The organism is Bacteroides sp. B1-V-101 (assembly GCF_023656585.1).
GTDB lineage: Bacteria > Bacteroidota > Bacteroidia > Bacteroidales > Bacteroidaceae > Bacteroides > Bacteroides thetaiotaomicron.
Genome location: NZ_JAMOKH010000001.1, coordinates 71811 through 85270 on the forward strand (window position 1 = coordinate 71811; position 13460 = coordinate 85270).

12 protein-coding genes are annotated in these 13460 nt (G+C 42.8%); 8 read left to right on the forward strand and 4 right to left on the reverse strand.

Annotated elements, in window-relative coordinates; genetic code table 11:
- The first annotated feature begins 40 nt into the window (after positions 1-40).
- The 3 genes from NBH01_RS00300 (at position 41) to NBH01_RS00310 (ending at position 5931) form a co-directional block, all read left to right on the forward strand.
- Positions 41-3235 (forward strand): SusC/RagA family TonB-linked outer membrane protein, encoded by a 3195-nt coding sequence (locus NBH01_RS00300; protein WP_234134134.1) that lies wholly within the window; start codon positions 41-43, stop codon positions 3233-3235.
- Between the two features lie 11 nt (positions 3236-3246).
- Positions 3247-5202, forward strand: coding sequence for a RagB/SusD family nutrient uptake outer membrane protein (locus NBH01_RS00305; protein ID WP_234134135.1), 1956 nt, complete (start codon positions 3247-3249; stop codon positions 5200-5202).
- Positions 5203-5388: 186 nt separating this feature from the next.
- On the forward strand, positions 5389-5931 hold the full coding sequence (locus NBH01_RS00310) for a beta-class carbonic anhydrase (protein ID WP_008763367.1): 543 nt from the start codon (positions 5389-5391) through the stop codon (positions 5929-5931).
- Positions 5932-6044: 113 nt separating this feature from the next.
- Here the strand turns inward: NBH01_RS00310 and NBH01_RS00315 are convergent, their stop codons facing one another.
- Positions 6045-6230 (reverse strand): hypothetical protein, encoded by a 186-nt coding sequence (locus NBH01_RS00315; RefSeq protein WP_008763368.1) that lies wholly within the window; start codon positions 6228-6230, stop codon positions 6045-6047.
- A gap of 99 nt (positions 6231-6329) precedes the next feature.
- Here NBH01_RS00315 and NBH01_RS00320 point away from each other — a divergent pair, with 99 nt between their 5' ends.
- From NBH01_RS00320 to NBH01_RS00340, 5 genes are read left to right on the forward strand one after another with little or no spacing between them, the layout of a single operon-like run.
- Positions 6330-6866 carry a nitroreductase family protein gene (locus NBH01_RS00320; protein ID WP_008767848.1) on the forward strand — a complete coding sequence of 179 codons (537 nt, stop codon included), beginning with the start codon at positions 6330-6332 and terminating at the stop codon, positions 6864-6866.
- A 2-nt stretch (positions 6867-6868) separates the two neighbouring features.
- Positions 6869-7204, forward strand: a complete 336-nt coding sequence (locus NBH01_RS00325) for a hypothetical protein (protein WP_008763370.1) — start codon at positions 6869-6871, stop codon at positions 7202-7204.
- A 7-nt stretch (positions 7205-7211) separates the two neighbouring features.
- Positions 7212-8006, forward strand: coding sequence for a Rossmann-like and DUF2520 domain-containing protein (locus NBH01_RS00330; protein ID WP_008763371.1), 795 nt, complete (start codon positions 7212-7214; stop codon positions 8004-8006).
- Entirely contained in the window at positions 7987-8508 is a 522-nt protein-coding gene (locus tag NBH01_RS00335; protein ID WP_055229608.1) for a KdsC family phosphatase, read from the forward strand. The genes NBH01_RS00330 and NBH01_RS00335 overlap by 20 nt, the downstream gene beginning before the upstream one ends.
- 30 nt (positions 8509-8538) lie before the next feature.
- On the forward strand, positions 8539-9120 hold the full coding sequence (locus tag NBH01_RS00340) for a Maf-like protein (RefSeq protein ID WP_074859773.1): 582 nt from the start codon (positions 8539-8541) through the stop codon (positions 9118-9120).
- On the opposite strand, the gene NBH01_RS00345 is transcribed toward NBH01_RS00340, so the two are convergent.
- The 3 genes from NBH01_RS00345 to NBH01_RS00355 all read right to left on the reverse strand — a co-directional run bounded on the left by NBH01_RS00345 (position 9115) and on the right by NBH01_RS00355 (position 13394).
- Positions 9115-11319, reverse strand: a complete 2205-nt coding sequence (locus NBH01_RS00345) for a tetratricopeptide repeat protein (RefSeq protein ID WP_234134136.1) — start codon at positions 11317-11319, stop codon at positions 9115-9117. The two genes, NBH01_RS00340 and NBH01_RS00345, sit on opposite strands and share 6 nt — an antisense overlap.
- A 48-nt stretch (positions 11320-11367) precedes the next feature.
- Positions 11368-12360 carry a putative porin gene (locus NBH01_RS00350; protein WP_373145484.1) on the reverse strand — a complete coding sequence of 331 codons (993 nt, stop codon included), beginning with the start codon at positions 12358-12360 and terminating at the stop codon, positions 11368-11370.
- 62 nt (positions 12361-12422) lie between these two features.
- Positions 12423-13394, reverse strand: coding sequence for an ABC transporter substrate-binding protein (locus NBH01_RS00355; protein ID WP_234134137.1), 972 nt, complete (start codon positions 13392-13394; stop codon positions 12423-12425).
- Positions 13395-13460: the final 66 nt, after the last annotated feature.

Below are 13460 nucleotides of genomic sequence, written 5' to 3' on the forward strand. Positions count from 1 at the left end.
TAAACAAAGGAAAATTAATATTAACTTTAAATTAAAACGAATGAGAGAGAATGCATTTGTTGAAGCGTGGAAGACACAGCATAGACGCGTTTCCATGATTTTAGGGCTGACTTTATTGTGTGCCCCTTCTGCCATATCTGTTTATGCAGAAAATGGTGTGAATGATATTACTGTGCAAGCCGTCATGCAGACAAAGACAGTGAAAGGAACTGTTTTAGATGAAAATGGAGAACCGTTGATCGGTGTCTCTATTGTGGTGAAAGGTACAAGTACAGGTACGATAACTGATTTTGACGGTAAGTTCTCCATTAATCTTCCGGGCGGAAGTAAAGAACTGGTTGTTTCTTATATCGGATATAAAGAACAGGCTATCATTGTGAGCGGAAATGCCCCGCTGAATATAAAGATGGTTCCGGATACACAGGCTTTGGATGAGGTAGTGGTCATCGGTTACGGTACGGTAAAGAAACGTGATTTGACAGGTGCGGTTGCTTCTGTGAAATCAGAGGATATCACCATGAATCCGGGCGTGAATCCGATGGATGCGCTGCAAGGTAAAATTGCAGGTCTGGATATCACTAATTCTTCAGGTCAGGCAGGTTCGTCACCGACAGTTCAGTTGCGTGGTACCCGCTCTTTGCAGTTGGATGAGGATGGTAATATTTCTTCCGATGCATTTAAGCCGACTTATATTATCGATGGTATGCCGGGTGATATTGCTACCTTGAATCCCAATGATATTGAATCTATCGAAGTACTGAAAGATGCATCTTCTACGGCTATCTACGGTTCAAGTGGTGCGAATGGTGTTATTATCGTGACTACGAAAGGATCCAAGAGTGGAAAACCGGTCATCAATTTTAATGCTTATGCCGGAACGACTATGGGTGCCCGAGTTCCTAAGATGCGTACGGGTGACTCATACATTAATTATATAAAAGATTCTTATAAGCCTGTCGGTACTACTAATGAGGAGGAAATTTTCGGTGAAAGATACGACGCCATCAAAAACAACCAATGGGTAAATTGGGGAGATGAAGTATTACATTCAGGCTTGAAGCAGAACTATAGTATTTCCGTTGCCGGAGGTACTGAGAAGACGAAAGCTTATTTCTCGTTGAACTATACTGATGAGAAGAGTATGTATGAGAATGATGACTATAAAGTGTACTCTACCCGTGTCCGTATAGATCAGGAAATCAATAAATGGATGAATGCCGGTATTAATGTTCAGGCATCTTTCTCCAACAAGAATTCACGTAATGCCGTTTTGGAAAGAGCATTGTTTGCCACCCCGTTAGGTACTCCTTATAATGAAGACGGCTCTATCACGGAATTCCCGATTCCAGGTTCATCATCAGACCCGAATCCGTTAGCAGACGAACAAGATGGAGTATATAAGAATAATACTAAAGCAGGAAGGGCTTATGTTGACGCTTATCTGGAATGGAAACCGGTAAAAGGATTGTCTGTCAAGTCACAGCTTGGAGGCAGTTATTCTCAATCTCGTGCCGGTAAATTTATGGGAGAAGGCTCTTATAATGTGTTGAAAGGCAGTACGGTGGCATATGGCGAAGCTACCAATAAGACAGGATATAATTACAAATGGGAAAACATAGTAACTTATCACAATACATTTAATAAGGATCATGACCTGACGGTTACAGGGGTTACTTCCTGGAATTACAATCAGAGTGAAGAATATTATGTCTATGGTGAAAACCCGGCGACCAATGATATGTTGTGGTATGCATTGCAGAATGCTGATAATAAGAAACTGAACAGCAAATATCTGATGTCGAAAGGGATGGGCTTTATCGGTCGTGTCAACTACTCATACAAAGGTAAATACCTGTTCTCTGCTTCCAGTCGTTATGAAGCGGATTCCCGTTTGTCGAAAGACAATAGATGGAATTTATTCCCGGCAGTTTCTGTAGGCTGGAGAATCTCGGATGAAGCATTTATGGCTGGTACAAAAAGCTGGTTGGATAACTTGAAACTGCGTGTAGGCTATGGTGTTGCCGGAACTACTGCCGGTATTGCTGAATACAGTTCTATGGCATCTTTGGAAAATGTGACAACCTCTTTGGGAGGAATGACTGTTCCGTCAGCCAAGTTTACGGAGTATATCACTAACCGTAATCTGACATGGGAAAAGACTCATGACTTGAATATTGGTATTGACGCCAGCTTCCTCAATAATCGTATTGATCTGACGGTGGATTTGTATCGGACAAAAACAACGGATGTAATTCTTTCTCAGGCATTGCCGACATCTATTATGGGTAATTACACAGGTAGCACTACTTATAAAATGAACAAGAATGCTGCTGAAACAGAAAATCGCGGTATTGAACTTGCTCTTAATACCCGTAATATTGTGAAGAAAGATTTTACTTGGAGCTCAACAGTGACATTTACCGCCAACAAAGAAAAAATTAAATCTTTGATCGAAGGGCAGGATATGATGTTCAATGCAAAAAAGGGTGATATGGTGTTCAAAGTCGGCGAAGGAGTCGGTTCTTTCTATAGATATAAAGTGTTGGGTATCTGGCAATATAGCGAAAAGGAAACTGCTGCTTTGTTCGGATGCGAACCGGGCGATATTAAGCTGGATTTACCTAGTGTGAAGAAGGACGGAAATGGTTATTATTATATGAGTCCTGAAGGAGAGCGCGTTGATATTACGGCAGAAAATCCTTATGGTGTACGTGCGGATTATGATCGTCAGGTAATAGGTCGTAATACTCCGGACTGGACATTGGGCTTTAAGAATAATTTCAGATACAAAGATTTTGATTTGTCTGTCTTCCTTTATGCACGTTGGGGGCAAATGATGAACTATGGTAGTGTGATAGGTAAATATTCGCCTAACCCGGATTACAATGTTCCTACTTATTTTACTTACTATGACAAGACGATCGAAGCAGATCAGGATGTCTTGTTCTATGCTATCGATAAATCCAAGGATAGAAGTGCTTATGAAGGATATGATTCGATGTATTATGTGGATGGATCATTCTTTAAACTTAAAAACGTAACATTGGGTTATACGTTACCCGGTAAACTTACAAAACGTTTTGGTATCAGTAATCTGAGAGTTTATGCGACAATGACCAACCTGTTTACTTATTCGCCAAACAAATATGTGAAGAATTACGATCCGGAAATGAACGGAAGCATCAACTTCCCATTGTCTCGTGATTGCATATTTGGTCTTAATTTAACTTTCTAAAAAATAGCAATATGAAAAAGATATATAGTTTAGTTCTACTTGTTGCCGGTGTTTTTTCTTGGGGCTCTTGCAGTCTTGATGAAGTGAACCCCAACAACTCGGGTCAGTTCTCCGATGGTTCTTATACATTGGAAACTTATAAGGCATTCACCAACTCGTGCTATACAGCCTTGATCAACAACATCTATCAGAGTAGTGACTATCTGGTTTGTACGGAAGCGGGTACTGATATTTGGGAAGAACCTAAATCGGGCTCCAGCTATCAGCGTTATCATAGTTATAACGGTATGAAAACCGATGATAGCTATTATTATAAAGTGTGGCAATATTCTTATCTGTGTATCAACAGCTGTAATATTGTGATTGACGGAGCTGAGAATGTGACAGGGGATGAGACTGAAATTAATGAATGTGTGGCACAGGCCAAATGTCTGCGTGCTTACTATTATATGAATCTGGTAGAGCAGTTTGGAAATGTCGATTTGCAGTTGAAGGCTGCCGATAGCGAGAATATTTCTTTTGATGCTCACCGTTCTACCGTTCCCGAAATTTATGCTGCCATTATCGAAGACCTGAAGTTTGCCGTAGAGAATCTGCCCGTAAGTTTCAGTGATTACTATAGCCGCGTTACAAAGAAATCGGCGATGGGATTATTGGCACGTGCATATATTAATGGTGCCGGTTATGATCTGAAAGATACCGATGGTGTCAGCTTTCTGGAAAAAGCCTATGATACGGCGACAACCATGATTAATAATAAAGCGATTTATGAGTGGTATATGCATCCCGCTTTTGCCGATGTATTCAACGAAAATAATAATCGTAACAATGAAGAAGCTCTGTTCATAGCTGCGGGTGCCGAAAGAAATTCGGACGCTTACACCAATGGTAACTACTCACAAAGTGAAATGTTCCGTCACTTCTTACCTTCGTTGGGAACATATACGGACCTGGGTTTGGTAGACAAGACTTCAAACTTCGTATACGGTCGTCCGAATAGTAATATCTTCCTGCCATCCAAATATCTGATGGACTGTTTTGCTGCTGATATGAACGACTCTCGTTTTCGTTATTCATTTATCTCAGCTTACTCGTCTTATTCTATACCGGCATGGGGGGCGACTTATGAATATGGAGGTTCAGCGTGTGCCAAAGAAATCACAAGCACACTTGCTGCTAAATTTGGTATTCCCGCATCTAATATAGGTAAGAAAGTTTATCCTCATTTTAACTTGGAATCCAATAGTACAGCCGATGCTAATTACTGCCAGCTGGCTATCTGGAATGCAGATGGAACAGCGAAGACTACTCAGGATAAAACAGATGGTAATATTCTTCATCCTGCCATGCCTTTAGATCCGGCAGAAGCTCATCAATATGCCGTTTATTGTTCTTTGAAGACGCTGACAGAAGAGGAAAAAGCTCAATATCCGGGGTTGGTTCTTAATGTTTTCGATCTTTACGATGAGAATGGAACAGCCAGGGCTACCTATGACAAGCCTAGTGCTGCCAGTGCTTTGTGGCTATCTATTTATCCGGCTCTTTCTAAATTCAATATGCCGGGTAATAAGTTTGTCGGCAGAGACGTTCAGAGAAAAACTGTGGATGTGATGATCATGCGTATGGCGGAAGTTTACCTGATTGCTGCTGAAGCATCGGTACGCTTGAACAAGGGAGATGCTGCCAAATATATTAATGTACTCCGTACGCGTGCCGGTGCCGGTACGGTCAGTGAGTCGCAAGTGGATCTGAATTATATTTTCGATGAATATGCCCGTGAACTTTGTGGCGAATGTGGCCGCTGGTATTTGCTGAAACGTAATGCTGCTTTTGAGACTCGTTTGGCTGCTTATAATAAGCGTGCTGCCGAGCACTTTAAGAAAGAATTCTATTTGCGTCCTATTCCTACGAAATATCTGGATGCGATCAATAATCCGGCAGAATTCGGACAAAACGCCGGTTATTAATCAGTTAATTAATAATCAAGCATAATTAATAGGAGCCGGGCAGGAGATTTCTCTTGTCCGGCTCTTTGTTTCCATACCTGTATCCTGCGTAAAAGTTTAAAAAGGATTTCCGGTATATTTTCATTGTTTCCTGATACAGCTTTTTATTATTTTCTTTATTTTTGTGTGTCCAAACAAAATAGCGCTATGATAGAAGAAATGCTTGCTTATAACAGAGAGTTCGTTAAGAACGAGGGATATAAAGAATATATAACGAATAAGTATCCCGATAAAAAGATTGCTATCTTATCCTGTATGGATACACGTCTGACAGCTTTACTCCCGGCCGCACTAGGCATTAAGAACGGAGACGTTAAAATGATCAAGAATGCAGGAGGCGTCATTTCCCATCCTTTCGGTAGTGTGATTCGCAGTCTGCTTGTCGCTATCTTCGAGTTAGGTGTGGAGGAAATAATGGTGATTGCCCATTCTGATTGTGGAGCCTGCCATATGCACAGTGAAGAAATGCTTGAGAAGATGAAGGCACGGGGTATTAATGCCGATTATATTCATATGATGAGTTTTTGTGGAGTCGATTTTCATTCTTGGCTAGATGGCTTTGAAGATACGGAGAAGTCGGTAAGGGGAACGGTCGATTTTATAGTTCATCATCCTTTGATTCCGTCGGACGTGAAAGTGCACGGGTTTATCATAGACTCCACTACTGGAGAACTGACGCGAATTGTATAGGAAATCGCCCTTTCTGCCTATCAGGAACTGCATAAAACATGGTGTCACTATCGCAACAGGATAGTGTCACTATCACTGTCTCATGGTGTCACTATGTCATTGGGATACCGACACTATCCCAAATGAAAAAAATAAGGCAGCTTTTTATCGGCTGCCTTTATCTTTCTACGGTTATATACTTTCTTTGACTCATGCACTCGTTTGTAACAAACGGGGTGTCCGTGCTCTTTGATTTCTGCCTCACGGCTGGCTTTACGATTCGCTTTGATGTAATCGTCTTGTGTAATTCGTTTTTTCATAATGAATATATTTCTCAGTGCAAAGATACAATTTCATTTCTTATTACGATCGGTTTGCGCTATCTTTGCATACATAAATCAAATGAAAACGGAAATAATATGGAAAATTTCAGTGAACTGATAAAGAATCGCCGCAGTATGCGCAAATTTACGGATGAGGAGTTAACACAGGATGAGGTTGTGGCACTGATGAAAGCTGCCTTAATGTCTCCCAGTTCCAAACGTAGTAATAGCTGGCAGTTTGTGGTAGTCGATGATAAAGAAAAGTTGAAAGAACTGTCTCACTGCAAAGAACAGGCTTCTTCTTTCATTGCAGACGCTGCTTTGGCGATTGTCGTGATGGCAGATCCATTGGCGAGCGATGTCTGGATTGAAGATGCTTCTATTGCTTCCATCATGATACAGTTGCAGGCGGAAGATTTGGGGCTGGGAAGCTGTTGGGTACAGGTTCGCGAACGTTTCACTGCAACCGGAATGCCGTCTGACGAGTTTGTTCATGGAATTTTGGATATTCCTTTGCAACTGCAGATTCTTTCCGTGATTGCCATTGGACATAAGGGAATGGAACGTAAGCCTTTCAACGAAGAACACCTCCAGTGGGAGAAAATTCATATTAATAAGTTCGGAGGAAAATAACGATGGGAGCTGTCAAAGCAAATAATAATAAAGATACTTATAAGGCTACTGCCGTCGCTTTTATTGTCATCGGAACTCTTTTCCTGATAAATAAACTGCTCCCCTTTGCTTCTATAGGTTTGCCTTGGGTGATGAATAAGGACAATTTGTTGTTGTATGCCTCTATCAGTTTTCTTATTTTCAAGCGTGACAAGTCGGTCGGCTTTGTGCTGTTGGGACTGTGGCTGGTAATGAATATCGGTCTGGTAATGTCATTGCTCGGTTCCTTGTCCGGTTATCTGTTGCCATTGGCACTGTTGATCATCGGAATTATTTTATTTTGGGTTTCAAAACGTTAAAGAAACAATGAAAAGAAGTATTGAAGATACGCCCGTTGTGTTTCTCGGTGCCGGAAATCTGGCAACTAATCTGGCGAAAGCGCTTTACCGGAAAGGATTCCGTATCATGCAGGTGTACAGCCGAACGGAAGAATCGGCTCGTACGTTAGCCAATGAAGTGGAAGCGGAATATATCACTGATTTAAAAGGCGTATCGAATGAAGCGAGATTATATATTATTTCATTGAAAGATGCCGCTTTCGTCGAACTGTTGCCTCAGATCACTGATGGAAAGCAGCATGCGCTGCTGGTACATACGGCAGGCAGCATCCCGATGAATATTTGGGAAGGTCATGCGGAACGTTACGGAGTATTTTATCCGATGCAGACGTTCAGCAAACAACGTGAAGTTGATTTTCGGGAAGTACCTTTCTTTATTGAAGCAAAAAGACCGGAAGATGCCGAGCTGCTGAAAGCGGTTGCCGGTACACTCTCTGATAAGGTGTACGAAGCCGATTCGGAGCAACGCAGGAGTCTTCATCTGGCAGCTGTCTTTACCTGTAACTTTACCAACCATATGTATGCTCTTGCCGCCGAATTGCTGGAAAAATATCATTTGCCATTTGATGTTATGCTTCCCCTGATTGACGAAACGGCACGCAAAGTGCATGAACTCGCTCCTCGTGATGCGCAGACCGGACCGGCTGTACGCTATGACGAGAATGTGATGAATAAGCATCTTTCTATGCTGGCAGACAGTCAGGCATTGCAGGAAATTTATAAATTAATGAGTAAAAGTATCCATGAGCACCATCAATTATGATCTATCCCGCATCAAAGCACTGGCTTTTGATGTTGACGGAGTATTGAGTTCGACAACAGTCCCGTTGCATCCTTCCGGAGAACCGATGCGTACAGTGAATATCAAAGACGGTTATGCCATTCAGCTGGCGGTAAAGAAAGGACTTCATATTGCTATCATTACCGGTGGACGGACAGAAGCGGTACGTATCCGGTTTGCAGCATTGGGTGTGAAGGATCTGTATATGGGTTCTGCGGTGAAAATTCATGATTACCGTGATTTCCGTGATAAATACGGTCTGTCTGATGACGAAATTCTGTATATGGGCGATGATGTGCCTGATATAGAAGTGATGCGTGAGTGCGGGTTGCCTTGTTGTCCCAAAGATGCAGTTCCGGAAGTTAAGTCGGTTGCAAAGTATATATCTTATGTCGATGGCGGTCGTGGCTGTGGACGTGATGTGGTGGAACAAGTATTGAAAGCTCATGGCAAGTGGATGGCGGAAGATGCTTTCGGCTGGTGAGTTGTAAATCACTAAATGATAAATAAAACTATGCTTGGAAATTTAGATAAATATCAGATTATATTAGCCTCCAATTCTCCCCGCCGGAAAGAACTGATGTCAGGCTTGGGAGTGGATTATGTGGTCAGGACATTGCCGGATGTGGACGAATCATATCCAGCCGATCTGGCTGGTGCTGCGATTCCGGAATATATCTCCTGCGAAAAGGCGGATGCTTACCGGAGTATTATGCAACCGGGGGAACTGTTGATTACGGCAGATACGATTGTCTGGCTCGATGGTAAAGTGCTTGGAAAACCGGAAGGTCGGGAAGGGGCGGTTGAAATGCTCCGTTCTTTGTCCGGTAAGTCACATCAGGTGTTCACCGGTGTTTGTCTTACGACTACTGAATGGCAAAAGAGCTTTACTGCTGCATCCGATGTGGAATTTGATGTTTTGTCCGAAGAGGAAATCCGGTATTATGTGGACAAATATCAGCCTATGGATAAAGCGGGAGCGTATGGAGTGCAGGAATGGATCGGATATATAGGGGTAAAGTCTATTTCGGGCAGCTTTTATAATATAATGGGACTCCCCATACAGAAACTGTACGGGGAGCTGAAGAAGTTATAATAAATCCAGCATTAACGGGATGTCCTCTTCTTGAATACCTTGTTTGAGAAGAGCTTCCTTGTCTTTCCGAAACATCTCCAGAAAGCGTTCACGGTTTCCGTTGGCTGTGATTGACTTGCCGTACAGGGCGGCCGCTTTCTGAATGTCTCCCATTGTCCATGCGACGTGTCCGGCATTCATATAGTCGATAGCCAGTGGCTTCTGTTCAATGATTTTTTCGTAATATTTCATGGCTTGTTCGTATTTCCGGCTGATGAATGAACACCACCCGATGCCGCGCCATGCTTTTATGCAATTACTTTCGATGAAATCCAGTTTGAAAAAGTAGTTGGCAGCTTCTTCGTATTGTCCGAGTTCGGCCAGGCAACTGCCGATATGGAAAATAACATTGGTATCTTCCGGTGTAGCTTCTTCCACCTTTTTATAATAGCTCAATGCAGCCTGATAATTTCGGTTTAACCGGTAACAGATAGCCAGATGGCGGTTGTTCCAGATGTTATCCGGTTTCAGTGTATCCGCTTTCAGATAAGCATCGATCGCTTCTGCATACTTCTTGTTTTTTTGCAGAGCATATCCCAGTTTCTGATAATATTCTGCACCTCTTCCCTGAAGTGCTCCGATCGTTTCCATTTCCTCGTACACTTCTATTGCCTCATTCCAGCGTTCTTTCTTTAAATAGAAATCTGCGATCGGGAACAGGATATCTTCACTATATAATACGTTACTAAGTGCAGGAATGTGGTGTAAATCGAGTTTTTCCTTAAAGATGTCCCTAAACTCATGGCGGCGTACACTGAGCTTGAAGAAACGGTACAGGTCATGCAGATATTGATTGCTGACGGTTCCCGGTCGCTCATTGAATTTCTTCATTGTTTCCGCACTCGACTTCTCGGTCAGTTCTGCCACTTGTTGTTCACCGAGCTGGCTTAGCATCATGTCTTGCTGCGCCTTTGGCAACTGCCGGATCGTAAAGAAGAGTGAATACTTGTCACTGTTGCTGAAAAATCCCGATTGAAGAATTAAATCCAGCAATGTATTTTTCTCGTTACCTTCCTGTTTCAGTTGCTTGATGACATCGGATTGCTGCTTGCTGAACGGGTAAAACCAATTCTGCACTTCCCGGAAGAACGGATAACTTTTCAGTGCCGCAAATGTACTCATGTATACGTCGGCTCCTTCCAGTTGCAGTTCATTCATTTCGCGCAACTTGTCTCCCAGTCCCGATTGTTCGAAAGCGTCCGCCCAATCCGGATTCTTGTCATCGTTCTCATCCTCATTCTCCTCAAAGCCGAATCTCATGTTCCGCATGGACGAAACATTCTTCAACATTTCGGGAATGATTTCCTCTCTCATTTTCTTGTCTATCTTTTCCGTTTCCTGGCATAGTAACATTTGGTGATAGATACGTGCCACATCCTCTTTGAATGGAGAAATCTCATCCATGAGGTCGACTCTCTTGACCAGATCATTGTAGAGTGAAAGACGGTTCTTGTAGATATGGAAAATGAAAATGACACCTACCAGTGCACGTTGACCGGCATTGACATCCGGATGGCGGTAAGCGTCCAGCAGCCACATGATTTTACGCAGGTCAAAGCATTCCATCAGACTTAATGTGACAGCACTGATAAACAGGCACAGGTCGTTCACCGGAAGAAGTTCGGAGGTAAGCATGGATTGTGCATCCTCTTCCTCTTCGGGAGTCCATGCACTGTTGGTCCATGTTTGCAGAAACATATATTTAAGTGTTTCTTCATGCCGTTTCAGTACCTCGTCCATCTTTTCGTCAGACAACAGTCCGCTGACTGCCAAGTCGTCATTGAATGACTCCAGCATGTGCATCAATTTTTTGAGTGTATATGCTGACAGACTTTCCGGTCGGGGAGTGCGGCGTACCTCATGATAATATCTTGATGAAGCATTGTCCAGCATAAGCAGGCGCGAACGGTCGGCTATTTCCCAGGTATCAGCTATGAGTTTTCTGTATACATTCCAGCGTTCTGGGTCGTTTGCACCTTGGCGCATATACTCCAGCATATACTTGTAGGAGGTTTGCAGTTGCTCCAAGCGGGTACGTAAATCCCAGTCCGGACATTGCCAGAGCAGGGATTCCAACTGCATCAGAGCTTCTTTAAGTCTTTTTTCTTCAAGCAGAGTGCGTATATAGGCGTATTGTTCATTAATCGTTTTTTCATTCATAATGGTTCAATTATTTATAGGTAATAGAACAAAAAGGATGCCAAAAAGTTAGAATCTGACTTGCACCTGTGCTTGTATCAGATTAGAATCCTTTTGTCCGTCTCCTTTTTTATCACAAAAAGTGTATTGTGCCTGCACACGGCATCTGGGATAAAACCAGTATTGCAGTCCGGCAATGTAATTATTTTGTTTGAAATCTGCCGCTTTGTTCGGATTGAAATAATCGAAAGAGGCGATAAAGTCGAAATTTTGTAATAAACGTACGCTGCCTGTCGCATAGAATCCTTCGCTTTTTACGTTTCTGTCTTTTCCTGCAAGATATTCCGTACGGAAGTTGAATGCGGAAGTGGCAACAACACCTCCCAGGCTCCAGCGTTTCTTGGCGTAATTTTCTCCTGTTTTGATTCCCGAATATTGGGAGTCACCTATGGCGTGTCCGGTTCCCCGAATGAAAGATCCTCCTACAGACAGCCATTTGTTAGGATACACCATCAGGTTGCCGACTACATCTTTCTGACTGTTTTTGTCTTTGGTGTTTAATCCCTGTCCGTTCATGACGGCAAACTTGTATTGCAGGAGATCATGAAATAGTTTTCCATGAATCATCATACCGATGTCTCGTCCGGAAGTCATTCCATAACATTTGTCACTGCCGCTGACTCCTGCCAGATAACAGACTGACTGAGAATAGCAGTTGATCAGCTCTACCGTTGTGGGAGACAGTTCGTTTTCAATGGTGTAAGGAACTTTAAATTCTCCGATACGTGCTGTAAGTCCGGAGAGGATCCGGTAGTCTGTATATACTTCGAGCAGCATACCACCGTTGTAGAAATCATACATGAAATCGCATGTCCATCTGTCGGTGATTTTACCGTGTGCCATGAAGATGATCCGTTTGATGTCGAATGTATTGTCGGGATTGGCGGCATCGTCGTATGTATAGCCCAGTTGTGCATAACCGGCAAGACTGATTCGTTCTTTCAGTGTATTGACTACTTGATTCAACGGCGTTTTCTCCTGTGCGGTGAGCGTATTCTGCATACTAAGCAGGGTGAACGCGATCATTGAGAGTCGAAAGAGTGTTTTTCGCATGTGATTAGTTGTTATTTGATTGTTGTTGAATTTGTTTTTGTAAAAGTTGTATCTATCAGATTTTTGTATCCGGAATATGTCTGAGATATCCGGTTATTTGTTTTCAGCCATGTTACTGCTTTATCCAGGGCATCGGCTGAGGGGCGCTCCGCTTTTCTGTAAACAGGGAGTGCAATGAGGCCGGTCAGGTTTTCCGGAACGCCGATCTCTATCAATACCTGTTTCCATTCTTTTTGCGAGTGCATTTTTATATAGTCTATTCCCAGATTATATCCGGTGATTAATAATTCGATTTCTCTTCTTTTTTCGTTGATGGCTTCTCGGGAGAAAGCGGTGACAGTGAAATCAATTCCCAATTCCTGTGTGCTGATCAGAGACCGGTGACGGGCATTCATTGCGATGGATGCGGCAGGGTCGGGGAGGAAGGATGCGTCAATCTGATCGTATTGCAGCATTTGCAGGCGAAGAGGGAGCTGGGCGATTTCCGGTTTGTTCACTTCTGCCTGACTGATTCCCGCTTTGTTCAGTAGCTGTCCGGTTGCATACTCGATAATCGTATTATGTGAAACAGCTATATTTTTTTCTTTGAGTTCCTGAAGTTGGTTGATACCGCTTTCTTTGGAGACTATAAAACAGAAATAACCGTCATGTTTCAAAATGATTCCTAAGTCGGTATGGTGGATAGCCTGTAGAGTTACTGCACTGGGATAGTCGGTGATCATGCCATCCAGTGATTTGAACTGGAACGCTGCGTCGCGGTCATAGGCGGAATTGAAAGAAAGGATGGTTAAATCCAATCCCAGCGAATCGTAGATTCCTCGTGCTTTAGCTATGTGAAAAGGCAGTCCGTCTAGAGTCGGGAGCATTCCCAGTGTGAGTGGTTGTAATTCTGTTGAAGGTATAAAGACACTTTTTCCTTTTTTTCTTTGGCAAGAATAAAGGAAGAAAAGGAGGATACAGAATATGAGTGCTGCTCTCTTCATGCCTTAGTTGATGGGTCAGATATAAATAAGGGCAACTCTTTTCACAAAGAACTGCCCTCGTATCTA

What these genes read in the sequence shown, in the direction of transcription:
- NBH01_RS00335 (WP_055229608.1), top strand. Translation starts at nt 7,987, where the DNA reads ATGAGCACCATCAATTATGATCTATCCCGCATCAAAGCACTGGCTTTT.
- NBH01_RS00300 (WP_234134134.1), top strand. Translation starts at nt 41, where the DNA reads ATGAGAGAGAATGCATTTGTTGAAGCGTGGAAGACACAGCATAGACGC.
- NBH01_RS00345 (WP_234134136.1), bottom strand. Translation starts at nt 11,319, where the DNA reads ATGAATGAAAAAACGATTAATGAACAATACGCCTATATACGCACTCTG.
- NBH01_RS00310 (WP_008763367.1), top strand. Translation starts at nt 5,389, where the DNA reads ATGATAGAAGAAATGCTTGCTTATAACAGAGAGTTCGTTAAGAACGAG.
- NBH01_RS00355 (WP_234134137.1), bottom strand. Translation starts at nt 13,394, where the DNA reads ATGAAGAGAGCAGCACTCATATTCTGTATCCTCCTTTTCTTCCTTTAT.
- NBH01_RS00340 (WP_074859773.1), top strand. Translation starts at nt 8,539, where the DNA reads ATGCTTGGAAATTTAGATAAATATCAGATTATATTAGCCTCCAATTCT.
- NBH01_RS00315 (WP_008763368.1), bottom strand. Translation starts at nt 6,230, where the DNA reads ATGAAAAAACGAATTACACAAGACGATTACATCAAAGCGAATCGTAAA.
- NBH01_RS00320 (WP_008767848.1), top strand. Translation starts at nt 6,330, where the DNA reads ATGGAAAATTTCAGTGAACTGATAAAGAATCGCCGCAGTATGCGCAAA.
- NBH01_RS00305 (WP_234134135.1), top strand. Translation starts at nt 3,247, where the DNA reads ATGAAAAAGATATATAGTTTAGTTCTACTTGTTGCCGGTGTTTTTTCT.
- NBH01_RS00330 (WP_008763371.1), top strand. Translation starts at nt 7,212, where the DNA reads ATGAAAAGAAGTATTGAAGATACGCCCGTTGTGTTTCTCGGTGCCGGA.
- NBH01_RS00325 (WP_008763370.1), top strand. Translation starts at nt 6,869, where the DNA reads ATGGGAGCTGTCAAAGCAAATAATAATAAAGATACTTATAAGGCTACT.
- NBH01_RS00350 (WP_373145484.1), bottom strand. Translation starts at nt 12,360, where the DNA reads ATGCAGAATACGCTCACCGCACAGGAGAAAACGCCGTTGAATCAAGTA.